This is a genomic window from Sutterella faecalis (assembly GCF_006337085.1).
In the GTDB taxonomy this organism is placed as follows: domain Bacteria; phylum Pseudomonadota; class Gammaproteobacteria; order Burkholderiales; family Burkholderiaceae_F; genus Sutterella; species Sutterella faecalis.
This window is the reverse complement of record NZ_CP040882.1, coordinates 496,427-521,540: the sequence shown is the minus strand read 5'-3', so window position 1 is coordinate 521,540 and position 25,114 is coordinate 496,427. Positions and strand designations below refer to the sequence as shown.

Below are 25,114 nucleotides of genomic sequence, written 5' to 3'. Positions count from 1 at the left end.
CGCGGACTGCTCAACATCTCTTCCTTTGAGAGAGACGGAAAATCCCGGATCCGGCGTTTCGGCCGGCCCCGGGATTTCTTTTAAGTGCTCTTTAAAGCGCTGCTATTCAATGCGCTCGCCGTGCGAGGCAAGGTCGAGGCCCGAGAGCTCATCGTCGGTCGAAACGCGCAGACCCATGGTCTTTTTGATGATGAAGAGGATCACGAAGCTCATGACGCCGCCGTAGACGAGGGTCGCGGCGACGGAGAGAACCTGGATGCCGACCTGCGTCCACATGGGAGGAAGTTCAGAGCCCGTAACAGCGCCTGAGGCAAAGAAGCCCGTGAGGATGGCGCCCAGGATTCCGCCCACGCCGTGAACGCCGAAGGCGTCGAGCGAGTCGTCGTAGCCGAGCTTCGCCTTCACGACGGCAACCATGAAGAAGCAGACGAGGCCGGCGAGAAGGCCGATCACGAGCGCCGGAGCCGGCTCAACGAAGCCCGAGCCCGGGGTAATGGCAACGAGGCCCGCGACGGCGCCCGAAATCATGCCGAGGAGCGAGGGCTTTCCGCGGGTCTTCCATTCCGTGAACATCCAGGCCACGGCGCCCGCAGCGGCAGCGATCTGCGTCACGATGATCGCCATCACGGCGCGTTCGTTTGCGGCGAGGCCCGATCCGCCGTTGAAGCCCATCCAGCCGAACCAGAGGAGCGAGGCGCCGATGACGGCGAGCGCCAGGTTGGCGGGCGCGAGGTGCTGCTGTCCCCAGCCGCGGCGGGGACCGACCATCAGGCAGGCAACGAGGCCCGCGATGCCGGCGTTGATGTGAACGACCGTGCCGCCCGCATAGTCAAGCGCGCCCATGTTGAAGAAGAAACCGTCCGAAGCCCAGACCCAGTGGCAGATGGGAGCGTAGACGAGAAGGCTCCAGGCGGCCATGAAGACGAGAAGCGAGGAGAACTTCATGCGGCCGGCGATCGAACCCGTGATGAGCGCGGGCGTGAGGATCGCGAAGGTCATCTGGAAGAAGACGAAGAGGAGTTCGGGAATCGTGCCCGAAAGCGTGCTGATGCCGATGCCGGAAAGGAAGGCCTTCGAAAGGCCGCCCACGAAGGCGCTTCCTTCCGAGAAGGCGAGGGAGTAGCCGACGAAGTACCAGAGGAGCGTGATCATGCCGCAGATCGCGACCGACTGCGCCAGAGTTGAGAGGATGTTCTTCTTTCTCACCATGCCGGCATAAAAGAGCGCAATGCCCGGGATGGTCATGAGAAGGACGAGAAGCCCCGAGACCATGACCCAGACGGTGTCGGCTTTGTCGAGCGCCGGGGCGTCAGCTGCGAATCCCGGGGCGCTCATGAGTGCAAGCAGCCCCGCGAAAGGGATGTATTTAATGTAGGCGTGCATTTTTTCGTACTCCGTCTTTGGGGAGTTTTTTTCGATATCTGGGGGAAAGAGCGCTCTCACGCTTCCGAGGGCGTCAGATGGCGGCTTCTCCCGTTTCGCCGGTGCGGATGCGGACGACCTGTTCGAGGGGCGTCACGAAAATCTTTCCGTCGCCGACCTTGCCCGTGCGGGCGGCCTGAATAACGGTTTCGATCACGTCGTCGAGCATGTCTTCCGTCACCGCAACGTCAATGCGGGTCTTGGGAAGAAAGTCGACAACGTATTCCGCGCCGCGGTAGAGCTCCGTGTGGCCGCGCTGTCGGCCGAAGCCCTTGACTTCCGTAACGGTGAGGCCGTGAACGCCGGCGTCGGAGAGGGCTTCCCGGACGTCGTCGAGCTTGAAGGGCTTGATGATGATGGTGACAAGCTTCATGAGTGTTTCTCCATGGGACGGAAGAAGAATTGCTTCCGTCGCTCATAAACTCCGAAGCAAGATTCGTGCCAGAAGCGCTCTGCTTTGGAGTGCTTCTCTCCGGCGAAAGCGGAGCTGGAAGTTGAGGTGTTGACTTATGAGGCTCAGGCGCGTCATGCGGCATCCGCTAAAATCGGGTGCATTGCAAACATTGAGCGGAGCGTCTGCGCCATGAGAGGGATCGTCAAAGACAATAAGAAGGAAGAGGAAGCGCCGCAGGAGCCGCTTCTCGACAGCCGGGGGTGGCCTCTTGTCCGCCTCACCAAAGTCTTCCCCTGCATGAGCAATTCAGACATTGCGGCGAGAGCGCATTTCTTCGCAGGTCTGAGAGCGCTTTCCCGGGAGGACTACATGGCCGGGAAGGGCATGACGGTGGAGACGATTGTGCGCGAGGATCCGCGCTACGGCCCGAAGGACGTTGTCTACAGCATCGGCGGCACGCCGCGGACGGAGAGAAGCTACGCTGAAATGGAAGCGGAGCTTGTGAAAGCCGTTCGTGCTGCGCATGCAGCTTACGAGAAAGCCGGCAAATAAGATCGCGGTACTTGAGACCTCCGTGGAAATGCGGTATGCATCCTTTATCCATCGGGCCGTAAAACCCCGTCATTAATGACGGGGATATAAGGCCCATCGATCGAAGATCGATTACTTGCATAGCTCTTGAAATGCATTGAAATTCAGGATAATGCAATATAAATCTGCAATGCAATGATCCGATATTGTATAATAGAAGAATCATGTACCTCTTCTGCAACTTCAAGTACGAACTGATCACGGACGACACGCGGCGTTCGGCGCTGAGCCGATTTGCCGGGTGCCGTCGCGCCGTGTTCAATAAGGCGCTTGAGCTGCAGAATGAAAGAAAGGCCAAGAACGAAAAGCTGTTCTCGTACGTCGAAATGGCTCACCTCCTCGTGGAGTGGAAGCAGACCGATGAGATGGCTTTCCTGAAGGAAGCGCCTTCACAGGCGCTCCAGCAGACGCTCATGGATCTTGACCGCGCCATCAAGGATACCTTCCGCAAGAAGGGCGATTCCGCTAAGAAGCGCTGGCCGAGATTCAAAGCTAAGGACATCGGCGACGGCTTCCGCCTGCCGCAGGTGAAGCCTCAGGATATTGACGAACCCAACGGCCGCGTGAAGCTGCCTAAGCTCGGTTGGTTTCGCTACCGGCGTTCCCGTCCCCTCGCGTTCAAATGCGGGGACGGAACGCTGATTCCCGGCAAGGTAAAGCAGGTTCACATCACGAAGGACTGCGGCAAATGGTTCGTCACCTTCGCGACCGAGTTCGAGATTCCCGATCCCGTGATGAAGGAGAAGGATGTCGGCATTGATGTCGGCATCGTTCATGCCGTCACGCTGAGCAACGGGAAAACGTACGACCTTGATGTTGCAACGATCAAGAAGATTGAGGGCGAGATCGCGTATCTGAAGCGCCGCATGTCGCTCAATCAGTCTTCGAGAAAGAAGCTAGCCGCAAAGGGTCTGGCGGAAGCATTCGACAAGAGAAAGCCGAGCCGGACAAGGCGCCGGCTCAAGGAGCTCATACAGAAGAAATACAAGCGAGTCCGCTCCATTCGACAGGACTTTCACAGGAAGACGGCGCATGCGCTCGCGCAGGAGTACGGCTGCGTGTACGTCGAGGACCTGCACCTCCGCAATATGACGAAAAGCGCCAGGGGGACGAAGGAGAACCCCGGCAGGCACGTGAGGCAGAAGCGGGCGCTGAACCGTTCGCTTCAGCGCATGGGCCTCAGAGCATTGCGGAAAGCCATCGAAGAAGCGCTGAATAAAATGGGCGGCATGGTGATTGCTGTGCCCCCTCAGTTTACTTCCCAACGATGTCCGAATTGCGGTTGCACGGATAGGAGAAATCGTCCCACGCAATCACTCTTCAGCTGCATTAATTGCGGTTACACAAATAATGCCGATATTGTGGGGTCAATTAATGTGTTGATGAAGGGACGGATGAGCCCGAGCGCACACAACAAAAAGCGCATCGCCCGTGAAGTGAGTGCGGAAGGTGCTGGGGATCCCCTCAGTGTCTCCGTGCCATCAGCGGGAACCACCCGAAGTACGAGTTAATCGTATTCAGGAATCCCCGTCGTTCACGTCGGGGAGGAAGTCAACCCTGGGCACTAGCGATTTTGTTGCGCTGCGGCGCAACCGCATGATCTATGCCGATAAAACAGATTTAATTTATTCGCTGGCTTCAACACGAGCCAGAATTTTTTTAGCAAGACCCAGACGTTTTGGAAAATCTTTGCTCGTTTCCACGCTTCAATCTCTTTTCAGCGACGGACTTAAATATTTTTCCGGGCTTCAGATAGAAAAACTATGGTCCGACAGGCAGTACGATGTCGTGCGTCTCGATTTTTCCGGACTGAAGATCTTTGAGAATCTGGAGCAATTTGAGCGCGATTTCAAAAGCGTATTGCTTGAAGCTTTTTCACCGTTAGGATTTAATATCAATAAAAGTCGTGAAAATATTGTCTTTTTCGATCAGTTCAAATCCTGGCTTTTAACGCTCCCTCCCGATTCGCTCGTACTTCTGATAGATGAATGCGATACGCCGCTCACATCGCATCTCGATGATGATGAGGCTTTTGATGTTATTCGCAATCATTTGGTCAAGTTCTATACCGTCCTCAAGTCTGCAGAACGCTGCCTGCGTTTTTTCTTCATGACGGGGATCACAAAATTCAGCAACACCAGCATTTTTTCGGCCCTGAACAACCTCACGGATATTTCTCTGGATACGAAATACAGTCAGCTTCTTGGTCTGACGGAGCAAGAAATATCCCTCCATTTTGAAGATTATCTGGCTTCGGCGGAAAAAGTTCTGCGGCTCGATAGAAATCAGCTTCAGAATGCATTACGGGAAAATTATGACGGCTTCTGCTTTGACCGCAAAGCGCAGAATCATATTTATTGCCCGTGGTCAGTGCTCAATTTTCTGAATAATCCTGAGGAAGGCTTCCTCAACTATTGGTATGCGAGCGGTGGACAGCCGAAGGTTTTGTTGAATTACCTGAAAAAACATAAGCTCGCGAATCCCTTCGCTTTCGACGAGCCGAGGCAGATCCGCCTCTCTGAACTCACTGCGGCCCGGGAATATAAGGACATCGGCATAGAGGCGCTCCTCGCTCAGGCGGGATATCTCACCATTCGATCCGTTTGCAGCAACGGCTACGCCGAGCTCGGCTATCCGAATAAGGAAGTGGAGCTTTCCAGGGCCCAGCTTTATACGGAAGAACTCCTGCGCGGGAAGAATCTCGATCCCATGGGCGTGCCGATGCTTTCTGAACTCATCGAAACAGGATCGCTTGAAGAAATCGTTGCCCGATTCAATGCCGGCATTAATTTGATTGATTATCAAACCTTTCCAATAACGACGGAAGCCGCTTCGCGTGCCTGCATCCAGCTCTTTCTCATGGGTGCAGCGCTGATGCCGGAAGTTGAAAAGCATACGGTGCTCGGCAGAAGCGACCTGGAAGTGCGCGCCGGCAAAAGGCACTGGGTGTTTGAGTTCAAGTACGCCGCCAAAACGAAGGATGCGGCTCAATTGCTCGAGGCAGGCCGGGAACAGATGCGCTCGCGCCGATACGGAGTAGGGCCTGGTGCGGGCGAGCTCCATCGGGCAGTGCTGGTCTTTTGCGGAGAAACCCGGCGCTTTGAACGCTGGCTTGAAATTGAGGATGCCGCGGATTGATCCGAGGATCGTACGTTTTCTCCGCGTTCCCATATCGCATCGGCGATAAAGAGTGTTCGTGCCGGAGATGCGCCAGGCAGAAAAAAGCCGGAAGACAATGGTCAATCTTCCGGCTTTTGCATCGCGATTTTGGCTTTAGTTCCTTTCAGTGAAAAATTTTTCTGCGGGAATGCCGCCGAAAGGCGACTCGTTTGCAGCATCGCGGAATTTGCCCGGTGCGCTTTCGCGCATGCAGAGATCAAGGACTTGTCTCAACCAGACGCTGCCGCTGAGCGTTCTGAAAAATGCCTTCTGTTCGGCCGTCAGACGAATGACGACCATCTTGTCGAGGGCCTTTTCGCCAAGCGGCTTGCGGCCGGCGCCAGGTCTGACGCCGCCCCAGCCGTCGTGGCTGGAGGCCTTCTTTTTGGCCAGGGGTTTGCACGGCTTGATGAAGTCGAGTGCGGATGAGGTTTTCTTACCCGGCATGGTGGTTCCTCCTTCTAAGGACGGATTGCCATTGCTCAGTCCCACTGTATGGCGCTTTCAAATGAATTGCAACTCGATTCGGTATAAACAGGCAAAAATAAGGGTTTCTTCTTAGAGGAAGGCGATCTCGCTGCATGACGCGTGTAGTTCTCCTGACTTCTCTGGTAAACAAAGCGAGAGTGTACCGGGTTGAGCGGGGCGGAAAGGGGAATTTGAAAAAACAGTAGTGAATCCCTTGCCGATAGTTTTGTATATTTTTTGGGGCGGCTCTCTTTTGCTTCGCACTCCCGGGCTCTCCACCGACCAGGCGGACTATGCCCAAAAGCGGAGCGCATTATTCCATAGGGAGTGCCCCGGAGGCTTAAGGATGGGCCTTTCGGAGAATAGCGGCTTAGGAACATCCCCCGATATAGTAGAGGTCAGCAAAACGAGAGAGGCTCCCGGAATTTTGTACCCCGCTTTTCTTCAGGAAAGTTTCCGGGATGAAGCCTCTCAGGGAGCAAGATATGGATACTCAGGAACTTTCGTCCGGACGTTATGCCCGCGAAGTGCTTCTCCTCGGCATCGGCAACATCCTCTGGGCGGACGAAGGGTTCGGCCCGAGGGCGGCCGAGGCCTTCAACGCGCTTTACCGCCTCCCTGAAGGAGCGGAAATCATGGATGGCGGCACGCTCGGCGGCTGGCTTGTGAATGAGATCTGTTCCACAAGACGCATTCTGGTTTTCGATTGCTGCGACCTGAAGGCCGCGCCAGGAACGCTTCGGGTGCTGCGAAAGGACGATATCCGCATCTGGAGCTCGACGAAGATTTCGCCTCATCAGACGGGCTTCAACGATCTCCTTGCCACCGCGGCGCTGATGGGCTCGAGCCCCGAAGATATTGCTGTAGTCGGCATTCAGCCTGAGCTTCTTGACGACTATGGCGGAAGCCTTACGGAAACGTTGAAGGCCCGCATCCCGGATGCACTCGAGGCCGCCCGCGGCATCCTTACCGAGTGGGGTTTTGCACCTCAACTGCGCGCTCCGGGCGAAGCGGTGCCGCCGTTATCTTTTCAAAGCCTATCGATCGATGCCTACGAATCGGGCCGGCCCGACGCACGGGAAGCCTGCCGAACCGGGGACGAGCGGTTTCTGGTTCGTGCGGCCGGGCATGAATCCATGCCCGAAGAAGTCTGATTGAGAGGAGAACGCCTGATGTGCATTGCATTGCCCATGAAAATCGTCGCGCTCGAGGAAATGAAGGCGCGGTGCGAACGCAAAGGACAGGAACTCACGGTCGACATCTCGATGATTGAGCCCCCTCAGTCGGCCGACTGGCTTCTTGTCTTCCAGAACCGCGCCATTCGCGCGATTGATGAGGCGGAAGCGCATGAAATTGAGGCCGCGCTCACGGCAACGGCGCTCGCCATGGCCGGAGAAGCCGATGAGGAAGCCATCCGCGCCGGTTTCGGAGATCTTATGGATCGCGAGCCGGAACTGCCTGAACATCTGCGCAGACTGGTTCCCGGCGGAAAATAGTTCACCTGAGGTCTCCGCGCCATTTTTTTGAGAATCATTTCAGCATGTCCAAATTCACACGAATCGCGGAAATCAATCCGCAGACGAATCCGCTCTTTCAGCGCCTGCGCGAGAGAGAGGGGTTCGAGACGCTCAATGAAGCGGGGCTCAACGAGTTTCTCGCGAGTCCCGGACTCAAATTTCTGATTTTTGCCGACGATCCCAATACCCGCAAGGAAACGTTGGACATCATCGTGATTGGGCCGGAAATCCGGCGGAGCATGGGGGACGCTGTTGAAAGCGCCTGGTGCACGGACGTGACGGAAGGGAGAGCGCTTGCTGCCCGCTGGGGCGTGAGAAAGCTCCCGGCGCTCGCGCTCTTTCGCGGGAATGTGTTTCTCGGCGCCGCTGAAGGGCTTGATTCCTGGGACGGCTACCTCGCAAAGCTCGCTCAGATTGCCTCGCGAACGGAGGCGCCGAAGCGCTCCGTAGCGATCCTTCCGCAGCGATCGGATGATGAGAGCTGCAGCTGCTGAAGCCCTTTTCGAAAGCAGAATTCCAAAATTATTCGGATAAAACAAAATGAGCCTTCAGACTTATTCCGCCGCTGACGTGGCGCGCCGGTGGCAGAACGCCCCGCAGCTGGACCCGGAAACGGAGCGCCTGGCGGCGCTCGCCACCATTGAGTTCCTTACGGCAGTACGCGAAAAGCTCTCCCGGCACATCGACGACATGGCTGCGGGCAGAGCAGCCTCGGACGGCTCGGATCTGCACGAGGTTTGGGATTTTTCGAGCTTTGATCCGAAGCATCTCGATTTTCTTCTGCCGACCCTCGGCGAGGGTGAGGTGAAGATCCTGCTCTTCAACGGCGAAGCGCGCGCTGCCGATACCGGCATCCCGGGGCTCTGGCGCGTTCAGGCGGGGGATGATGGGCGCGCGGCAAATTCCTTTGTCCTCGGGCGCCTTCCCCGCACGGTGCTGGTCGTCTCCGACCGGGGCGAGACCGAAGTGCCGAAGCTCGTCAACCCGAGCGCGGACGTCTTCGCTGCCCCTGCCATTCTGGAGGAGCTCGGACATGAGCTCAAAAGCGAGGCGGAATCCGGCAGGATCGAGCGGCTTTCCGACGACCCGGCCTTTATGGTTGAGCTCCAGCGCCAGCCCCTGTCGCCCGGCGATATGACGGCGCTTCTTTCCACCCTCGGCACGGGCGATATTGAGGTCGAGCTTCAGGGGTTTGCGCATTCGCGCTTTACGCGCACGCGGGTGAGGAATCTCTGGAGAAGCCGCATCATCAACAATTCCGGAAAGACGCTCCTCGACGCCTTCGTGGTGGCCCGCGTGCCGCCTGAAGTTCCCGTTTCAGCCGAAGAGTTCCCCGAGGCAGTCAGAAAGTGCACGGATCTCATTGAATGGATCCGGCACGACCTTGAGCGCGGCACCCTTGGCGGCAGAAGGGAGGTGTCTCATGCCTGAAGCTGGTTCGGGTCATTTCACTAAGGGGTCCGAGATCGAGGCGCTTCTTGACCGGCTCGCGGCCGAGCGCGTTCCGCCCGACGCCCGGATGCAGTGCAAGGTCTGCTGGTACGTTTACGACCCCGCGGAAGGCTGCCCCGAAGAGAATGTTCTCCCGGGGACATCCTTCCGGGATCTGCCCGACGAATTCGTGTGCCCGGACTGCGGGCATCCGAAGTCGGCCTTCATCCCGGCCGACGAGGATCACTGACGAAAGAAATTGTCCGACGGGGGCGGGAGGCAGAGAAGCCCGACCCCGGCAATGATGAAGAGCACGGGGTGCACGAGGGCCCCGGCGCAGGCGAGCGTGAGAATGAGGCGGCTGTCGATGAAGATGCCGAGATTGAAGAGCCCGAGGAGCTTTTCGAAAATGACGCCGTTCAGCACGAGCACGTCGGCGTAGACGCATGCGATGACGACGAGGAGCGTCGTCGCGAGCGCCGCGGAAAAGAGGCGCCGCACGCGGTCGACGGGATTGAAGATCCTTCCCGAGGCAAAGAGACCGATCAGCATCAGAAGCCCGGCGCCCGCCGGCGCGCAGCACCATAAAAAGTCCGCGCCGGAGACGCGGGCGGAGAGCGTCCAGAGGCTCATGCTCCAGAAAAGAAGAGTGCAGAGAATCAGAAGGAATGTGAGTGCACGGCGCATGTGCTGGACTCCCCGATGCCATTCAAAAACCGCGCAGTGGGTGCGCAGCGAAATTTTGTCCTCATTTTATCTTTGACGCCCGGCGGCTGGAATGAGCTCTAAAGAAATGAGACAAATGATGAGAGCGCCGCCCCGGCAGAGCTTTTGGAAGAAACGCTTTCCTGAACGCCTCAGGAAATCTGCAGAGGCGGGGAGCCGCTCCCCGGCGGTACTATCGTCCATATCCGGCTAAAGCGGAATTCCTGAATGAACAACAGCAAGCAGGGGAAAAATACATGTTCAGATGGCTGAAGGACAAATTCAAAAAACCTTCCACGGAGGTGCCGCGCGAAGCTTTGGCTGATCAGCCGGTGGATGAGCGGCTCCTCGAAATTCTCAAAAGACTTCCGGCCGACGGACTGCAGCGGTGGCCGGCGGCGGTGGCGGCCTTTGAAGCGCTTCCGGCAGAGCGGCTCGATGATCCTCTTTATGCAAAGAATCTCCTCCGGGCGCTTTTTGCCGCGCTCTCGCACATTGATGCCCCCGTACGCCAGACAATGGCGCTCGCACAGATTGCGCTCAACCATTTTCCCCGGATGGCCGCTGCGGTCAGGGAATCCGATGCGCACGGGCAGCGCGCGCTTCTGCCTCTGGCGGAAGGCATCCTGGCGCTCCGTACCGGACAGTTCGATCTTGCCTTCCGCTTGATTGCAAGAGCGAATCTGGAGCGCCGGATTTCGGATGCCTGGGCGGAAGGGAACGCGCTGGACGCTGCGCCCGATTATCTGGTGACGGCGGTGTCGCTTGCCGCGCAGACCTTGATCGACCTCAAGAATCCGGATCTGCGCTACTGGGGGACTGTTGCGGAAGCTTTGCCCGAAGACCCGAAGGCCGTGCTTGAACCCGAAAGCTTTCTCATGGCCGTGGGCGATCTCGTGCTCGAAATCCATCGCGCGGCGGCTCAAGCGGTTACCCTGGAGGCAAAGGAGCGGCTCGATATTCTCGCGAAGGCCGATTCCCGCTATGAACTTCTTTTCAGGCGGCTTCATCCCCAGGCGGAAGACTGCCGCAGGATGTTCAGGCGTGTGGAGAAGATGTTCGGCATGCTCGCCGAAGACAAGGACCTTCGCGCCTGAGCGTTTCCCCGCGGCAAAATCGAAGAGGCGTTTTCGGTTCCCCCGGCGCCTCTTTTGTTTTTGGAAGGCCTTTGTTATCGGCTTCTCCCGGAGAAATCGTATTCCGGCCTCAGTGTCCGGCTCTCAATCCCGAGAATCCCCAGAACGCTCGACCAGAGGTTCTCGTGCGAGAGCGGTTCCCTGGATCTCGCCAGGATGTACTGCGTGTCGAGTCTGAAGGTCCGGGCGAAGCCGTCGCTCATCCAGAAAATCATCGGCACCTGGGTTTGCTCCGAGGGCGCCATCCACCAGGGGGCGCCGTGCAGGTAGAGTCCGGACTCGCCCAGAGACTCCCCATGGTCGGATACGTAGAGAAGCGCCGAGTCGAGTCGTGCGCTCCGGGCTTCGAGCCGACGGATGAGGCCGGCCAGAACGCGGTCGGTTTCCCGGATCGAATTGTCGTAGGCATTGACGACCTCCTCGCGCGAGCAGCTTCCCAAATCGGCGCTTCTGCATTCGGGCTCAAAGGCCTTCGCGGCTTGCCGCGAACGCTCTGAATAGGCGGGCCCGTGGGAGCCGATCATGTGAAGAAAGAGCACCGTCGGGCGATCAGCCGGTAGCTTCGGAATTTCACGCTCGAGCTCCCTGATCAGCACGTCGTCGTCGCGGCACCTGCCGTCCGGACAAAAGACTTCGCGCGTCGGAATGCCTTCGCACGTTCCCTTGCAGCCGGATTGGTTGTCAACCCAGAGCACATTCATTCCGGCACGCTCGAGGAGCGCCGGGAGCGACTCCTCGCTGAGTATCCGGTCGCGGTCGTAATTGCTTCTGCCGATGCGGCTCATCATGCAGGGAAGCGAGACGTCGGTCGACGTGCCGCAGGACGTGACCTTCGGGAAGTTGATGAGCTTTATTTTCGAGAGCTCCGGCGTCGTGTCGCGGGCGTAGCTGTTCAAGCCCCAGTTGGCGGCGCGCGCCGTTTCGCCCACAACGAAGACGAAAAGCGTCGGCCGGCGAACCTGAATGGCGGCCTTCGGCGCCGGATCGGTCACGAGACGCACGCGCTTCTCGTCAGGGGAGTCGTCTGCCGCAGCGGTTTTGATCGCCGAATAAACAATATTGACCGGCGCAATCAGGTAGCGAAGCGACTTGTCGTTCCGCATGGCGCTCGAAAAGGCCTGGAAGTTGAGGGCAATCAGGAGAACGCCCGCAGCGGCGGGAAGAAGAACGCCGCCAAGCCGAAGCCCCAGCGCTTTTAAAAGCGCCGTCTTCCCGGGACGCAGGGTGAGCGCTGGAGCGGCATTCCCCCTGAGGGAGAGCCAGAGCGGCGGAATCAGCGCCCAGAGGAAGACGAAGACCGAACGCACGCTGATGTAGCCCGCGGCTTCAGCCGGATCGGTAGCAATAAGGTTTCGCACCATGTCCGGCGTCATCGCCGTGCCGTAAAGAAATGCGGCGGCAAAGGAGACGGCGCCCAGAATGGTGAGAAAGACAAGCAGCGCTCTGAAGATCATCCGGGGGAAAAGCGAGAGGAGCGCAGCGAGGCTCGCGCCCACGAGCGCGAAGGCGATGCCGGATTCGAGGGCAAGCGCCGCGGAGGAGAGGGATGCCGCGCCTTTTGGAGCGAGGAGCTTCAGGAGCATCGGGGCATCAAAGACGAAGGCCCACCAGAGGCCGAGTCCGAAGATCAATACGGCAAAGGGAGGGCGCACTGCGGTGCGTCTTCCCGTGACGCCCATTCCTTCTTCCTCTTTCGTTCGTCCGGAGCCCATGAAGAGCAAGGCAAACGCCTTCAGGAATCCGCGGCGGCAGAAGATGAGGACGTAAAGCGCTCCCGAAATATGCCAGTCGACCAGAAAAGCGTCGACGACATGCGAGAGGAAATGCGCGCCTGCGAGCATGCGTCCGATTCCGGCAGTGAGACCGAGAAGCAGGGGAGTTGCGAAGGCGAGGATGGAAACTTTCTTCCCGAATCCCCGGAGCATGAAGAAGAAGGGAAGAAGGCAGAAGCCGCTTCCTGCTGCGCCCGAAGGCCAGCAGACGCCCGGACGGAACCCGAGCGGGAAGGCCGGGTTCGTGAGTTCAGCGCTCCCGCCGAATTCTTCGATGCTCCAGGGACAGCTCACGCCCGTCGTTTTCTTGAGCCACCAGACGGCAATGACAGAGAGGGCGCCCGCGAGAAGCGCATAAAGCATTCGTCCCCGCATGAGCCGCGACCATTGAGCGTTCGCGGATGCGTGCCGCTTCTCCCGGACAAAGCTCCGGATCAGGAGGAGAAGAAGGACCGCATAGGCGGCAATCGAAATAAACTTCGGAAGCTGATGGAGCCAGAATTCCGTCAGGTACGTATTGAGCCAGGCTTCGCTGAAGCTCTTCCAGATGAGGCGCTGAAGGGCGAGATCAAGCAAATGCGGCGGGAAGAGAATGAGCCAGGCGAGGAGCCCTGCCGGGAGGAGCAGCCAGAAAAGGATCTCGACAGGCGTGATCGAGCGGCTTTCTGCCTGCGGCGGAAGGTCTGTGACGTGCATCTAAATCGAAATCCCATGTATACAAATGTGATGGGCGATTATAGAAATGCGGCGTGCGGGCTCGGACGACCTGGCTCCTCTGCTTCAATCGTGATGGTCACGATTTGTATACCGGCATCCGGGCATAAAGAGAGCCGTATTCTGGCGTTGAAATGACTGCAGGAGTAACTGACGCGCGGAGCTTTCCTTTTCACGAGCGACACCATCGCCGCAGCGCCCCGGGAAGCCGCTCGTTACGAAAAAAGCCCGGGAGCAGCAGATCGGCTCGCCCGGGCTTTCTGAGAGAAGAAAGGCTTATTGCGTCACATGTAGCGGATCAAGGAGATCACGAGGACCGCGACGAAGCCCGAGAGAAGCGGCACGGCGGTGCGCTTCACGACCATGAGCGGATTCACCTTGACGACTGCCGAAACGATGATCACCACGGCCGAAACCGGCGAGACCGCACGGATGAGGTTCGAGGTGTGCTGCATGGGGAGCGCCACCATCAGGGGGTCGATGCCGGCTTTCTCCGCGAGCTGCGGGATGAGTTCGATGAAGCTGTAGAAGACGGCGTTTCCCGAACCGCTGATGAAGGTGATGAGCGCCGTGATGCCCGAGAAGGCGAGCATGAGGCCCGCGCCCGCGTTTTCAACGCCCGAGACGGAGGACGAAATCATGCTGATGAGCCCCATTGCGGAGAGCCCCGCCACCATGGTGGAGGCGGCGACGATCAGCACGACGACCTTTGAGAAGCCGTCGCCCATGCCGCGGAAGAAGAGGTTCACGTCCTTCATCGAGCCCTTCATGTTCTTCTTGCGCACGAGTTCGGCAATGAAGGCGCAGACGAAGGAGAAGAGCGTGATCTCAACGAGGCCGATCTTGACCGACTTGAAGCAGGCCCAGAAGAAGATCGTGAGAATGAGCGGGAGCACGGGGAAGATCGCGTACCAGACGGGGGCGTCGGTTTCATCCTCCTCGAGCTTCGATTCGTCGATCGAACCGGCGATGACCTTCCCGGATTCGAGGTCCTTCTTGTCTTCCCAGCGCTGCCAGAAGTAGTGCACGATGCCCATGATGATGATCGCGGGGATCGAGATCGGCGCGTGGTGGTAGAAGACGTAGTCGACCACGTGCTCGAAGCCGAGCACGCGGGCCGCAACCACGTTGTCGCCGCCCAGGGGCGTCGGAACGATCGTCGCCGTCGTGGCGATGACGCCTGCGGCCGTAAGGGGCGACATCTTCGCGGCCTTGAGGACCGGGTAGAGGGTTGCCATCAGGATCACGGCAAGGGACGATGCGCTCGGGATGATGATCGAGAGAAGGGTTCCGAGCCAGAAGACGAGCGGCACGAGAACATAGGGCGAATGAACGTGCGCGAGCGGCCGGCTCATCACCCGGATCACCATGGCATTGGCGCCGATGTGGGACATGTAGGCGGCAAAGCCGAAGAGCGTGAGGATGATGAGGCCCGCATTCGAATACTGACGGACGAAGAGATCCTTGATCGCCTTGAAGGGGTCGACCCAGGAGAGGCCTGAGGTCGCCTTGGCGGCAAGCACGTCGTGCCCGAGAAGGAGCGCGGCGTACATGAGAATCAGCCCGGCGGCGAAAAGCACGACCTTGGCGTCGTAATTCTTGGCAATGGCCCAGCCCGCAAGGACGAGCACAATGACGGATATCAGTGCGGCTAGCATTTGGGGAGAGAAGTCGAGGGGGAAATTGGGAAGTCGGGGAATATACCGCTCCCGGATGCGCTCTGCATGGAAAGTGCGCTAATCTCTCCCATTTCCGGCCGCCATAGATTTCCCTGATGCGGTTCGGAAAGCAGTTGTTCGTTTCTTTGGTTTTTCTCGTCCGAGGACCCCATGCGCAGCACAAATCCCGGTTTTGTTCCCGACTCACCCTTCAGCCGGACGCTCCCGACCGAATGGCAGAATTTCTTCTCTGAATTTCCCAAGGCGGAGCTGCACTGCCACCTGCTCGGCACGACCAGCCGCGAAACCTTCATCGACCTCGTTCGCGATTCGGGCGCCCCGGTTTCGATGGAGGAGATCGAGGGGTTCTACACCCGCGGCGAAAAGCCCGTGGGGGTGCTGCGCATCTTCCGCGCGCTCGAAGCCCATATTCTCAGGAAGCCCGAATATCTGAAGCGCATTGCGATCGAGCACATGGCGTGCGTTTCGAAGCAGGGCGTCCGCTATATTGAATTCTTCTGGAACTGGACGGGCCTCAAGCACTTCATGACGTTTGAGGCCGCTCAGCGCGCCATCTGCGAAGGACTTCGCGAAGGCGAAGCGCGCTACGGCGTGATCGGGCGCCTTGTCCCCTCGATCGACCGCGAGGCGACGCCTGAGGATGCCGTCGAGCTTGTGTCCGAGATGATCGCGCACCGCGAGCCCGAATCGATCGGCCTCGGAATCGACTACCGCGAAACCAATCACGAGCCCGAGAATTTCTGGAAGGCCTACTTCATGGCGCGCGACGCCGGCTTCCATATTACGGCGCATGCGGGCGAATTCGGCGAACACTGGCGCAATGTTGAAACGGCCATTGACCTTCTGAAGTGCGAACGCATTGACCACGGCTACACGATCATCGACAACCCCGAACTCGTGCAGCACGCGAAGTTGCTCAATATGCCTTTTGCCGTGGTTCCCACCAACTCCTACTACCTCAGAACCTTTACGGACGAGGAGTGGGCTCAGAAGCACCCCATCCGCCGCATGCACGAAATGGGGCTTAAGCTCTTCCCCAACAGCGACGATCCGACCATGCACCACATCCGGATCAGCGAATCCTGGTACCTGATGTTCAATTTCCTGGGGTTCACGCTTGCCGACCTTCGCGCCATGGTGGAGAACTCCATCGACGCCGCCTGGGTGACGGACGCAGAGAAGGCCGAGTGGAAGAAGACGTGGCTTCCCGAATTCGACCGTCTCGCGGCAGCGCTTCCGCCGCTTGCCTAAATAGAAGCGGCGCTCGGAAAAACAAAAGCCCCGGCAGAACCTTTTTGGGGCTCCTGACGGGGCTTTTTTGCGGGCGCTCGTCAATCCCATCCGCGGACGTGCTCGAGCACGTCGATAATGATCCCGTTTCTGACGAGCAGCATGTATTTGTAGGGCGCGGCCGTGGGGCAGGCGTGATTGGGAAGGATCCTGAGGCGCGTTCCCAGCGGGAAGTCCTCGAGCTTCAGAGAGGAATCGCCCGGGAGCGTAAGGATGCCGTGCTCCTGATTCGTCCCGGCAAGGATGATGCGGCCGTCGTCGAGCGGCTCGCCCGCGGCATCGCAGACGAGTCCGTAGCCGTAGTCCCGTTTCTGGCGCGCGGTGCCGCGGTCTCGCGACAGGGCAAGGAACCCGGAATCAAGAATCAGCTGATTCTTCGTCGTCTGCCTCCCGATGACGGTGGCGAGAACCGAACCCGCGATGTCTTCTTTTTTAGAGACGCCGAGGTTCGTCATGAAGAGGTCGAAGAAGGCGCAGACGCCTGCGCGAATTTCCGTAACCCCGGATTCGCTCTTTGAATGCATGAGCGTCGGACTCGATCCCACGGACACGATCGGGACCTCGAATCCGGCTGCCCGCAGGCGCCCGGCCGCCTTCACGATGCCGGCGCGTTCGCCCTCGGCCGCGGCAATAATGGCTTCAATCGACTTGCATTCGTAGCTGTCGCCCGCATGGGTGAGAACGCCCGCAAGTCCGGCGCCGTCCTGAAGCGCTTTTGCTGCTTGAAGGAGCTCATCGCATTCGGGAGCGAGCCCCGAACGGTGCCCGTCCACGTCGATTTCGAGCAGCACCGGAATTTCCGTCCCATGCTCCCGGCAGAAGTCCGATACGGCTTTTGCGGCTTCCACGCTGTCGAGAATGATCTTGAGGTCGACGCCCAATGCCCGGATCCTCGCGACTTCCGCGAGCTTCTGCGGTGCAATGCCAACCGCATAGATCATGTCCTTGACGCCGTTCGCCGCAAAGTATCTTGCCTCCGACAGCGTTGAAACGGTGGCGGGACCTTCGGGCGACGTCATCTGCCGCCGTGCAATCACGATGGATTTGTGCGTCTTGAGGTGCGGACGGAACGCGACGCCGAGCTCCCGGGCCCGGGTTCTCGCGCGTTCAAGATTCTTTTCGAGCTTCTCGTCCTCAATCAGAAATGAGGGCGTCGGCACGCGCGGATCATTGACGGAGAGACCGATCAGGGACTGCGCTGTATCGGGCGCGAATTTGCCGAGCGATTCGGGCGAGAGGATGGCTAATGCGCCGCAGTTGTTCATCATGAAGGCTCCTCCTGGGATGTATAAAAAATTCTATCACCGCGGGGATTTCAGCAGGCGCTGATGCGCAATTCATTTGCGAGAATTGAAATAATCCATAAATTTTTGAGGATTGCAGAATATAAAAAGTTATGGAATACTATTTTCTCTACCTTTCAACCTTTTTCGGATGCGCGCAGCGAAGATGCCTCAGAACGACAACGCTTCAGATATGACACCGGTTCCGGGCGCTCTCGCGCCCTGGCGGATGACGGCTGATTTGGTGGCGCTCGCAGGCGGCGCGCAGACGGAAGTCGTGCTTCACGACCTCACCGACCCCGTTCATTCCGTGGTCTACGTCGTCAACGGACATGTCACGGATCGAAAGGTGGGACAGGGCGTGAGGCACCTCGTCGAAGAGATGCTTCTTCGGGGCGAGCATCCTGAAAAAGGCGATTTGCTCCCGGTCTGGTGGTTCAGGCACAAGGATGAAAACGGTGTCGAAAAGCTGATCCGTTCGGTCACGATGCTGATCCGAGCCGCCGACGGGAAGCTCGCGGGCGCGCTCTGCGTTAATCAGGACGTATCCGCCGACGCCGAGGCGCTCGAGCGCCTTGGAGCATTTCTCCCTCCTGAAATGAAAGCTGCATTTGGAAAGTCCTCCGGTGCGGCAGAGCCGGCGCAGAAGGATGCCCGGGAAGAAGAACTTGCCGCAGGGAAGAGCGTTGCCGACGCGGTATTTGATCTTATCGACCGCATGGTGGATGAGGCAGGGAAGAAGACGGCATCGGCCGAGGCATCATCCAATCGTCCGGGGAGAAAGTCTTCCTGGACGCGGGAAGACCGGGTAAAGCTCCTTTCCTTCATGGATTCCCGCGGCATCTTCCTCATGAAGGGCGCGCTTGAACACGCCGCCGACCGGCTCGGCGTCTCGAAGGTAACGATTTACAGCGATCTCGACCAGATCAGACGCATGGCGAGATTCGGCAAAACACCATACTGGAGGGGATAAAAATGAAATTCATTGATCCGGGCTTCAAGGGAACCAATCCCGGCCATTACAGCGCAGCCGTCGTCTCGCACGGCATGCTTTATGTTTCCGGACAGCTTTCCATCAATCCGGATACGCGCGAACCCTGTACGGGCGGGATCCGCGAGCATGCTGCGCTCGCGCTCGACAATCTCGACCGCATTCTGAAGGCCGCGGGCGTTCGTCGCGATCAGGTGGTCTTCTGCCGCGTCTATACGCCCTCGAACGAATACTGGGGCGCGATCAATGAGGTCTACCGCGACTTCTTCGGAGAACACAAACCCGGACGCGTCGTTGTGTCGACGACGCCCCTTCATTTCGGATGCCTCGTTGAAATTGAGGCGATTGCTGAGCTCAATGAGGAGTAATTCAGAATGCTCAACTACATCTGCACCTGCTGCGGCAGGAAAACCCCGGCGACGACCCGCGAGCCCGTCTGCTCCTGCGGCGGACTTTTTGAACTCGATTACACGCCGCCGAAGTGGAATGACGAGAAAATCGACAGGAAGGAATGGAGCATCTTCCGCTATCGCGAATTCATGGCGCTCGACGGCGACTCCTGGCGGGAGGTTTCGCTCGGCGAGGGCCTCACTCCGACCGTGGAGCTGAAGCCCGGCATGTTCGTGAAGGTCGACTACGCCATGCCGACCTTGTCCTTCAAGGATCGGGGCGCCGCGGGGCTCGTCGCGCATATGAAGTCGATCGGCGTCGCCGAGTGCGTGCAGGATTCGAGCGGGAACGCCGGCAATTCCGTTGCCGCCTACTGCGCCCGTGCCGGCATCAGGTGCGAGATCTATGTCCCGGAAGGAACGAGCCCCAAGAAGATCGCCATGATCGAATCGCACGGCGCAAAAGTGCATGTGATTCCGGGCTCGCGCGACCATTGCGCCGATGTCTGCCGCGCCCGCGTGAAGGATGAAGGCGTCTACTACGCCAATCACGTCGTGAATCCTTTCTTCTATGAGGGCATGAAGGCCTACATCTACGAGGTCTTCGAGCAGCTCGGACGCATCCCCGAGCATGTGGTGCTTCCGGTCGGAAACGGCACGCTCTTCATTGGTGCGGTGAAGGCCCTTGAACACCTCCATCAATCGGGCGCGATCCGTAAGTTCCCGAAGATTGTGGCGCTTCAGAGCGAATACTGCGATCCGCTCTACCAGGCGAGAAAAGCCGGGAAGGACGATCCCGTTTCGGTCGACGTGAAGCCCACGATTGCGGAAGGCATTGCGATCGGGAAGCCCCTTCGCGGCCGCGAAATCCTCGACATGATGAAGCGTCACGACATCACGGTGGTGACGGCGCCCGAGGACAAGATCCTCGCCGCGCGCGCTGCGGTGGCTCGTGAGGGCTATTACATCGAGCACACGACGGCAGCCAACTTTGCCGCCTGGGACCGCTATTGCGAGCTTTACGGACCGGCGACTGACGTGCTCATCACGCTCTGCGGGGCGGGGATCAAGTCGGATCACTGATTTTCTAAGATCAAAGTCAATCTGAGCGTTTTGAAGCCCGGTGCTCCTCTGACGTTTGCGCGCAGGAGAGGCCGGGCTTTTTGCGCTTCAAAGAGATGGGGATGGCGGGCAGTCGGAGCTCTCAGAAAGTTGTCTGTAAACAACATTGCTTTATCTGTAAACGATCATAACATTTTGAAAATTAAGCAATTCATGAGGGAGGTTTCAAATCTGCTGCGGCAGGATGGTGTGGAACAACTAGACTCGGACAGTCGTTTATAAGCGACAAACCTCTCTTGTCGGAGGAGGTTTGTCGTGACTATTTGGAGTTTGAAATGAGATATTCGACGATCTCTATTGCCGTTTTGCTGGCTTCGACAGCTTTGTTCGCGAATGCTGCTGCTACTGACTCTCATACCATCAGTGGCAATGTGGTAATTGATTCCAATAATTTCGAAAAACCAGCTGATGACCAATATAATATCAACTATTACAAAATTGAAAATGGTAATCAGCTGACTTTTTCGGGGTCTGGAACTACGTCAGGAAACTTGACTGTCCGTAATGATAAGAATGATAGGGTAAATTCATATTTCTTTGTTACAGGAACTGGAAGTAAAATTATTTTTAGTAAATTCAGCACGTTTAATGTGTTGACGGATACTAAATTTAAACATTATCCTTTCTACAACAATAAGGATGATCCCAAAAAAGATACGGCTCCCGATGATCAGACGCCATTTATGATGACTAAGGGGGGACAGATTGAGATATCTGACATTCATGATGTTAATTTTGGGTGGAAAGATAAACCTCTTGAAGTGGATTATGTGACGAATCTGTGGGGAGGTACTGGTTCTAAACTTAGCTTCGAAAATATTGATAACTTTAATTCCATTTCTAGAGCTAGCGGTGGTATATTTGTTCAGGCTGATTCTGCAATTTCATTTGATAATGTAAAAAATATTTATATTGCTAATGAATATGCCAAGGAATCAGGCGGCGGTCGTGGTGCCGTGCAACTTTTCTGCAGTTCATCAGGCGACGCTGTTAAACCAGCTTCATTTTCCATTACCAATGCTGAAACAGTAACTATTTCTGGAACTGTAGCGAGTACGAACAATACTGCAGTTGGTGCTGGGATTATTGTTCACGACCGTGGCGGCGATTACAAGGGCTCTAAGTCAGCGAATTTATGAATTGAGGCTAAATCTATTGATATTCATGGGTCAGATTTGGGCATATATTTGACTCGGGCCGAGACTAATTCGGGAAGTACAAATATTCAGTTGGAGGCAGAAAAAGATCTATCAATTTCTGTTGATGGTGCTGGTGATGCTCTTCGTTTAAATAATAAGACAGGCGACCAGACAGATGTTTCTCTGAAATCTCCTGTCATATCCATTCAGGGTAATGTTTCATCTGAGAGAAGTAATACTAATATTTCAGCCGATACTGCAGTTATCTACGGTAATGTAACGTTGAAGGATGCTGAGAGCAGTTTAAGCCTCTCGAATCATTCAGAAAAGATTGCGAATACCATTTTGAACGGCGACGTGAGCTCATTGGGCAGCATCTCGCTTGCTAATCAAAATCTGGTTCAAGAGTCCGGCAACTTTAAATCAGAAAATCTGACTGCGAATAATTCCTCTTTGACTTTTAATACAGTCAAAAAGGGCGGCATTGCTATTCAAAAGCTGAACGGCAATCTGAAGCTCCGCGCCGGCAGCAAGGTTACGGAAACCTACGGTACTGCCTCGGCTGCTTTGAACGCCATTAAGAACGACATTATTTCCGCCAATTCCGAACAACTGATGAAGGGCTTCACGGGCGGCGAAGCGAGCGACCTTACCGCAGCCTGGGAATACAACCCCGAAAACGGTACCGTCACCACGCTCGGCGACGCGAGCGGTCTTTCTCCCACGCTCGTTGCAGCCAGGAAGACGGCCGGTGCAAATCTCGCCCAGTGGCGCTACGAAGTGAACCACCTCTCTGAACGTCTGGGCGAAGTGCGCAATCTCCAGGGCTCCGTCGGCACCTGGGCGCGCGTATACGGCGCTGAAGCGAAGCTCGAGGACTCGGTTTCCACGAAGGTGAGAGGCAATACCATCCAGGTCGGTGCTGACGTGCGCGTCGGCGACAACTGGATCGTGGGCGGCGCGTTCGGCTACACGGATTCGAAGGCGGACTTCTCGAACGGCGAATCCTCGACCGACAGCTTCAACCTCGCGGCTTACGGCACGGCCTTCTTCCCGTTCGGCGGCTACGTCGACCTCATTGCCCGCGTGGGCCGCATGAGCACCGACGTGGATGTTGCGACGGTCACGGATTTCAAGAGCTCCTACGACAATACGACCTTCGGCGTTTCAGCTGAAGTGGGCTATCGCTGGGATATCTCGAAGACCTTCTACCTCACGCCGCAGGCTGAACTCTCCTACGGCCTCGTGAAGGGCGCCGACTATACGGCGGCAAACGAGATCCGCGTTGACCAGGACGACTTCCAGACGCTCGTCGGTCGTCTCGGCTTCCAGGCCGGCATGAACGTTGCTGACGGCGCGGGTTCGGTCTACCTCACGGCTTCCGTCAATCACGACTTCCAGGGCGAGAGCGATGCGTATGCCCGCCGCGGCGATTCTGCAGTGCAGAAGCTCTCCGAAGACCTGGGCGGCACGTGGGTTTCCTACGGCTTCGGCGGCCAGATCAACGTGAAGGACAACTGGTCCTTCTATGGTTCTCTCACCCGCGCCAATGGATCGGATTACCAGGAAAACTACCGCTACTCCGTCGGCACCCGCTATTGCTGGTAACGGCGCTGGCGTAGACCTTCGGGTCTGCGGCTTTTAGCTTGAATCATCCCGGAGCGTTCCTTCACCGGCTGCTCCGGGATTTTTCTATCCGCTTCTTCAGGACCGCGCTAGAGTTGCTTCTATCGTTTTCAAACCGCCTGATCGGGCAGGGCAATTGATGACATTTTCTTTCGACTGGATTCTTGCGGGCTTGGTATTCGTACTGGCAAACCTCTACCTGGGCATGCAGCTTGTGCGCCTCATCTGGCCGCTTCGGGCGCTGAAGCTTTCGGCGCGCCTCAGGAAGGAGGCGGTGGATGCTTCTTCCTGGCTGTCGCTTGCCGCCGATGAATTTGAAGTCCGAAGCGCCATCCCGGTGAAGCTCGTCGTCTTTCTCCTTCAGCGGGGCGACCTTGAGGATCCGGCTGAACTCCGCTGCCGGTCGCTCTGGCGCCGCGGGTGGATCTACACCATCCTCACGCTCATCCTCTTTTACGCGCAGCCTTATCTCTTCGGCACGAGCATGGATTCGCTTTCGCTCACGCTCGTGCTCTGCCAGTCGCTCGCAGCGTTCGCTCAGGCGCTCCTCATACAGGCCATTGCGGACTTCCGGCGTCTTCGCGTCCTTCGGTACCTCGACCAAAAGGACCGCATGCGCCGCGAAAAGGAAATGAAGGATCAGGCTTCGGATGCATCGCAGGAAGAGGACTCCTCGAAATAAGACTTCGCAAGACTTCTTTCCCTCATGCATTTTCTCCTGAGAACCCGCGCCCACCTAGATGAATTGCGTCAAGGACATGCATTAACAAAAGCACGAATGTCCTGGGAACGCCAGCGGTCTTTACAAACGTAAAGGAGGATTATCCCTAATCAAATATTCGCGGTAATAAGGCTAATCTTTACGTCGAGACGCAAAGGCAGCTTGCCGGAAGAGGAGAGGGAAGCACAAAGCGCGCTAAGCCCCGTTCATGTTCGATTCGGCCTGCTGCCTTTTTTTATTCAGCCTTATTACGAGGAGACCCATAATGGCTGGCAAACTAAAGATTTCATTGGCCTGGCAGATGATGATCGGCCTGGCGCTCGGCGTCATCGTCGGCGCCATCGTCGACTCTCAATTCGCACAGACCTATCTGCAGCCCCTGGGCACGCTCTTCATCCGCCTCATCCGCATGGTGGTGGTGCCTCTGGTTATCGCCACGATTATTGCGGGCGCCGCGGGCATTTCGGATACCTCGAAGCTCGGCCGCGTTGCCGGCAAAGTGCTTCTCGTTTATGCCGTCACCACGGCCATCGCCGTGGCGATCGGTCTGCTTTTTGCCAACCTCATTCAGCCGGGGCTGGGTCTTGACCTTTCGACCGACGGTCTCGTCGCCAAGGCCGTGAAGGCGCCGAGCCTCACTGACACGCTCCTCAACATCGTTCCGATCAATCCGATGGAAGCGATGGCGAACGGCTCGATGCTCCAGATCATCTTCTTCGCGGTGATCTTCGGCTTCGGCCTCGCGTCGCTCGGCGAACGCGGCAAGCCCGTCCTTCGCTTCTTTGAGCTCGTGGGCGACGTGATGATCCGCGTGACGGGCTACGTCATGATGTACGCTCCGATCGGCGTCTTCGGCCTCATTGCCTTCACGGTCGCGAAGCACGGTCTTTCGGTGCTCCTTCCGCTTTTCTCCCTCATCCTTACGTCATTCCTTGCGACGGTCGTTCTTGTCTTCCTGATCCTCATCCCGATGGTTGCCGTCATCGGCAAGACCAATCCGGTGAAGTTCCTGAAGGGCATCTTCGAGCCCTGGCTCGTCGCCTTCACGACCTGTTCGTCGGCGGCTGCGCTTCCGGCCAACCTTTCTGCAGCAAGAAAGCTCGGCGCCACGCGCTCCATCGCTTCCTTCTCGATTCCGCTCGGCAATACCATCAACATGAACGGCACCGCCGTCTACATGGGCGTCTGCGCGATCTTCGCGGCTGAAGTCTTCGGCATTCATCTCACGCTTACCGATCAGCTCACCGTCGTTCTGATGGGCGTTCTCGCCGCCATCGGCACCGCGGGCGTCCCGGGCGCCGGCCTCATCATGACGACCGTCGTCTTCACGCAGGTGGGCATTCCGCTCGAAGCCGTGGCCCTCATCGCCGGCATCGACCGCATCCTCGACATGATCCGCACGTCGATCAACGTCGTGGGCGACGTTGCTTCCGCCGTCGTTGTGACGAGTCTTGAAGGGGACCTCAACAGCGAACCCTATCAGGAAGGCGAAGCCTGAGTCTGACGCTTCACGCTTTTCGGGTTCCGTTCTGAACCACAAGGAGGCAGTTCCGGTTTTTGCCGGG

Annotated in this window: 24 protein-coding genes; 17 read left to right on the top strand and 7 right to left on the bottom strand. The window is 57.6% G+C overall.

Annotated features, from left to right (window positions below):
• Positions 1 to 102: 102 nt before the first annotated feature.
• Both FG381_RS02075 and glnK read right to left on the bottom strand, forming a co-directional pair.
• Positions 103 to 1,383: an ammonium transporter gene (locus FG381_RS02075; protein ID WP_139687312.1), complete on the bottom strand. Its 1,281-nt coding sequence runs from the start codon at positions 1,381 to 1,383 to the stop codon at positions 103 to 105.
• 73 nt (positions 1,384 to 1,456) lie between these two features.
• Positions 1,457 to 1,795, bottom strand: a complete 339-nt coding sequence (gene glnK, locus FG381_RS02070; RefSeq protein ID WP_139687311.1) for a P-II family nitrogen regulator — start codon at positions 1,793 to 1,795, stop codon at positions 1,457 to 1,459.
• 210 nt (positions 1,796 to 2,005) lie between these two features.
• Here glnK and FG381_RS02065 point away from each other — a divergent pair, with 210 nt between their 5' ends.
• The 3 genes from FG381_RS02065 (at position 2,006) to FG381_RS02055 (ending at position 5,545) form a co-directional block, all read left to right on the top strand.
• Complete coding sequence (locus FG381_RS02065; protein WP_228025672.1) at positions 2,006 to 2,368, top strand: hypothetical protein; 363 nt, start codon at positions 2,006 to 2,008, stop codon at positions 2,366 to 2,368.
• A gap of 203 nt (positions 2,369 to 2,571) precedes the next feature.
• Entirely contained in the window at positions 2,572 to 3,918 is a 1,347-nt protein-coding gene (locus FG381_RS02060; RefSeq protein WP_226960244.1) for an RNA-guided endonuclease InsQ/TnpB family protein, read from the top strand.
• Positions 3,848 to 5,545, top strand: a complete 1,698-nt coding sequence (locus tag FG381_RS02055; RefSeq protein WP_308694872.1) for an AAA family ATPase — start codon at positions 3,848 to 3,850, stop codon at positions 5,543 to 5,545. The genes FG381_RS02060 and FG381_RS02055 overlap by 71 nt, the downstream gene beginning before the upstream one ends.
• A gap of 135 nt (positions 5,546 to 5,680) precedes the next feature.
• Here FG381_RS02055 and FG381_RS02050 read toward each other — a convergent pair whose 3' ends face one another.
• A complete protein-coding gene (locus FG381_RS02050) occupies positions 5,681 to 6,013 on the bottom strand; it encodes a hypothetical protein (RefSeq protein ID WP_139687309.1) in 333 nt (110 codons plus the stop codon).
• A 506-nt stretch (positions 6,014 to 6,519) separates the two neighbouring features.
• Here FG381_RS02050 and FG381_RS02045 point away from each other — a divergent pair.
• The 5 genes from FG381_RS02045 to FG381_RS02025 are packed head-to-tail and all read left to right on the top strand — an operon-like array spanning position 6,520 to position 9,232.
• Positions 6,520 to 7,188, top strand: coding sequence for a HyaD/HybD family hydrogenase maturation endopeptidase (locus tag FG381_RS02045; RefSeq protein ID WP_139687308.1), 669 nt, complete (start codon positions 6,520 to 6,522; stop codon positions 7,186 to 7,188).
• An 18-nt stretch (positions 7,189 to 7,206) separates the two neighbouring features.
• On the top strand, positions 7,207 to 7,530 hold the full coding sequence (locus tag FG381_RS02040; protein ID WP_139687307.1) for a HypC/HybG/HupF family hydrogenase formation chaperone: 324 nt from the start codon (positions 7,207 to 7,209) through the stop codon (positions 7,528 to 7,530).
• Between the two features lie 44 nt (positions 7,531 to 7,574).
• A complete protein-coding gene (locus tag FG381_RS02035; protein ID WP_139687306.1) occupies positions 7,575 to 8,045 on the top strand; it encodes a thioredoxin domain-containing protein in 471 nt (156 codons plus the stop codon).
• 46 nt (positions 8,046 to 8,091) lie between these two features.
• The gene (locus FG381_RS02030) at positions 8,092 to 8,982 is read left to right on the top strand and encodes a hydrogenase expression/formation C-terminal domain-containing protein (protein ID WP_139687305.1); all 891 of its coding nucleotides are present in this window, start codon (positions 8,092 to 8,094) and stop codon (positions 8,980 to 8,982) included.
• Positions 8,975 to 9,232, top strand: a complete 258-nt coding sequence (locus FG381_RS02025; protein WP_139687304.1) for a rubredoxin — start codon at positions 8,975 to 8,977, stop codon at positions 9,230 to 9,232. The genes FG381_RS02030 and FG381_RS02025 overlap by 8 nt, the downstream gene beginning before the upstream one ends.
• On the opposite strand, the gene FG381_RS02020 is transcribed toward FG381_RS02025, so the two are convergent.
• A complete protein-coding gene (locus FG381_RS02020) occupies positions 9,226 to 9,669 on the bottom strand; it encodes a hypothetical protein (protein ID WP_139687303.1) in 444 nt (147 codons plus the stop codon). The two genes, FG381_RS02025 and FG381_RS02020, sit on opposite strands and share 7 nt — an antisense overlap.
• A 275-nt stretch (positions 9,670 to 9,944) precedes the next feature.
• Between FG381_RS02020 and FG381_RS02015 the strand changes: the two genes are divergently transcribed.
• Positions 9,945 to 10,784, top strand: coding sequence for a hypothetical protein (locus FG381_RS02015; RefSeq protein WP_139687302.1), 840 nt, complete (start codon positions 9,945 to 9,947; stop codon positions 10,782 to 10,784).
• Between the two features lie 74 nt (positions 10,785 to 10,858).
• Here the strand turns inward: FG381_RS02015 and FG381_RS02010 are convergent, their stop codons facing one another.
• Together FG381_RS02010 and dcuC are read right to left on the bottom strand one after the other, a co-directional pair.
• Positions 10,859 to 13,291, bottom strand: coding sequence for a sulfatase-like hydrolase/transferase (locus FG381_RS02010; RefSeq protein ID WP_228025671.1), 2,433 nt, complete (start codon positions 13,289 to 13,291; stop codon positions 10,859 to 10,861).
• A gap of 302 nt (positions 13,292 to 13,593) precedes the next feature.
• Positions 13,594 to 14,967, bottom strand: a complete 1,374-nt coding sequence (gene dcuC / locus FG381_RS02005; RefSeq protein WP_139687301.1) for a C4-dicarboxylate transporter DcuC — start codon at positions 14,965 to 14,967, stop codon at positions 13,594 to 13,596.
• Between the two features lie 171 nt (positions 14,968 to 15,138).
• On the opposite strand from dcuC, the gene FG381_RS02000 reads away from it, so the two are divergent.
• Positions 15,139 to 16,239, top strand: coding sequence for an adenosine deaminase family protein (locus FG381_RS02000; RefSeq protein ID WP_139687300.1), 1,101 nt, complete (start codon positions 15,139 to 15,141; stop codon positions 16,237 to 16,239).
• Between the two features lie 80 nt (positions 16,240 to 16,319).
• Here the strand turns inward: FG381_RS02000 and FG381_RS01995 are convergent, their stop codons facing one another.
• Positions 16,320 to 17,546 (bottom strand): alanine racemase, encoded by a 1,227-nt coding sequence (locus tag FG381_RS01995; RefSeq protein WP_228025666.1) that lies wholly within the window; start codon positions 17,544 to 17,546, stop codon positions 16,320 to 16,322.
• Between the two features lie 181 nt (positions 17,547 to 17,727).
• Between FG381_RS01995 and FG381_RS01990 the strand changes: the two genes are divergently transcribed.
• The 7 genes from FG381_RS01990 (at position 17,728) to FG381_RS01960 (ending at position 25,047) form a co-directional block, all read left to right on the top strand.
• On the top strand, positions 17,728 to 18,534 hold the full coding sequence (locus FG381_RS01990) for a helix-turn-helix transcriptional regulator (RefSeq protein ID WP_165697802.1): 807 nt from the start codon (positions 17,728 to 17,730) through the stop codon (positions 18,532 to 18,534).
• Between the two features lie 2 nt (positions 18,535 to 18,536).
• Positions 18,537 to 18,920: a RidA family protein gene (locus FG381_RS01985; RefSeq protein WP_139687298.1), complete on the top strand. Its 384-nt coding sequence runs from the start codon at positions 18,537 to 18,539 to the stop codon at positions 18,918 to 18,920.
• 6 nt (positions 18,921 to 18,926) lie between these two features.
• Positions 18,927 to 20,024, top strand: a complete 1,098-nt coding sequence (locus FG381_RS01980) for a threonine synthase (protein WP_139687297.1) — start codon at positions 18,927 to 18,929, stop codon at positions 20,022 to 20,024.
• 314 nt (positions 20,025 to 20,338) lie between these two features.
• Positions 20,339 to 21,202, top strand: coding sequence for a hypothetical protein (locus FG381_RS01975; RefSeq protein WP_139687296.1), 864 nt, complete (start codon positions 20,339 to 20,341; stop codon positions 21,200 to 21,202).
• Between the two features lie 453 nt (positions 21,203 to 21,655).
• On the top strand, positions 21,656 to 22,810 hold the full coding sequence (locus tag FG381_RS01970) for an autotransporter outer membrane beta-barrel domain-containing protein (protein WP_165697801.1): 1,155 nt from the start codon (positions 21,656 to 21,658) through the stop codon (positions 22,808 to 22,810).
• A 157-nt stretch (positions 22,811 to 22,967) separates the two neighbouring features.
• A complete protein-coding gene (locus FG381_RS01965) occupies positions 22,968 to 23,510 on the top strand; it encodes a hypothetical protein (protein ID WP_139687294.1) in 543 nt (180 codons plus the stop codon).
• Positions 23,511 to 23,814: 304 nt separating this feature from the next.
• Positions 23,815 to 25,047 (top strand): dicarboxylate/amino acid:cation symporter, encoded by a 1,233-nt coding sequence (locus FG381_RS01960; RefSeq protein WP_139687293.1) that lies wholly within the window; start codon positions 23,815 to 23,817, stop codon positions 25,045 to 25,047.
• The last annotated feature ends 67 nt before the right edge of the window (positions 25,048 to 25,114 follow it).

Bases quoted from the DNA above. Each gene is read 5' to 3' on its own strand.
- FG381_RS02075 (WP_139687312.1), bottom strand. From the start codon at position 1,383: ATGCACGCCTACATTAAATACATCCCTTTCGCGGGGCTGCTTGCACTC.
- glnK (WP_139687311.1), bottom strand. From the start codon at position 1,795: ATGAAGCTTGTCACCATCATCATCAAGCCCTTCAAGCTCGACGACGTC.
- FG381_RS02065 (WP_228025672.1), top strand. From the start codon at position 2,006: ATGAGAGGGATCGTCAAAGACAATAAGAAGGAAGAGGAAGCGCCGCAG.
- FG381_RS02060 (WP_226960244.1), top strand. From the start codon at position 2,572: ATGTACCTCTTCTGCAACTTCAAGTACGAACTGATCACGGACGACACG.
- FG381_RS02050 (WP_139687309.1), bottom strand. From the start codon at position 6,013: ATGCCGGGTAAGAAAACCTCATCCGCACTCGACTTCATCAAGCCGTGC.
- FG381_RS02045 (WP_139687308.1), top strand. From the start codon at position 6,520: ATGGATACTCAGGAACTTTCGTCCGGACGTTATGCCCGCGAAGTGCTT.
- FG381_RS02040 (WP_139687307.1), top strand. From the start codon at position 7,207: ATGTGCATTGCATTGCCCATGAAAATCGTCGCGCTCGAGGAAATGAAG.
- FG381_RS02035 (WP_139687306.1), top strand. From the start codon at position 7,575: ATGTCCAAATTCACACGAATCGCGGAAATCAATCCGCAGACGAATCCG.
- FG381_RS02030 (WP_139687305.1), top strand. From the start codon at position 8,092: ATGAGCCTTCAGACTTATTCCGCCGCTGACGTGGCGCGCCGGTGGCAG.
- FG381_RS02025 (WP_139687304.1), top strand. From the start codon at position 8,975: ATGCCTGAAGCTGGTTCGGGTCATTTCACTAAGGGGTCCGAGATCGAG.
- FG381_RS02020 (WP_139687303.1), bottom strand. From the start codon at position 9,669: ATGCGCCGTGCACTCACATTCCTTCTGATTCTCTGCACTCTTCTTTTC.
- FG381_RS02015 (WP_139687302.1), top strand. From the start codon at position 9,945: ATGTTCAGATGGCTGAAGGACAAATTCAAAAAACCTTCCACGGAGGTG.
- FG381_RS02010 (WP_228025671.1), bottom strand. From the start codon at position 13,291: ATGCACGTCACAGACCTTCCGCCGCAGGCAGAAAGCCGCTCGATCACG.
- dcuC (WP_139687301.1), bottom strand. From the start codon at position 14,967: ATGCTAGCCGCACTGATATCCGTCATTGTGCTCGTCCTTGCGGGCTGG.
- FG381_RS02000 (WP_139687300.1), top strand. From the start codon at position 15,139: ATGCGCAGCACAAATCCCGGTTTTGTTCCCGACTCACCCTTCAGCCGG.
- FG381_RS01995 (WP_228025666.1), bottom strand. From the start codon at position 17,546: ATGATGAACAACTGCGGCGCATTAGCCATCCTCTCGCCCGAATCGCTC.
- FG381_RS01990 (WP_165697802.1), top strand. From the start codon at position 17,728: ATGCCTCAGAACGACAACGCTTCAGATATGACACCGGTTCCGGGCGCT.
- FG381_RS01985 (WP_139687298.1), top strand. From the start codon at position 18,537: ATGAAATTCATTGATCCGGGCTTCAAGGGAACCAATCCCGGCCATTAC.
- FG381_RS01980 (WP_139687297.1), top strand. From the start codon at position 18,927: ATGCTCAACTACATCTGCACCTGCTGCGGCAGGAAAACCCCGGCGACG.
- FG381_RS01975 (WP_139687296.1), top strand. From the start codon at position 20,339: ATGAGATATTCGACGATCTCTATTGCCGTTTTGCTGGCTTCGACAGCT.
- FG381_RS01965 (WP_139687294.1), top strand. From the start codon at position 22,968: ATGACATTTTCTTTCGACTGGATTCTTGCGGGCTTGGTATTCGTACTG.
- FG381_RS01960 (WP_139687293.1), top strand. From the start codon at position 23,815: ATGGCTGGCAAACTAAAGATTTCATTGGCCTGGCAGATGATGATCGGC.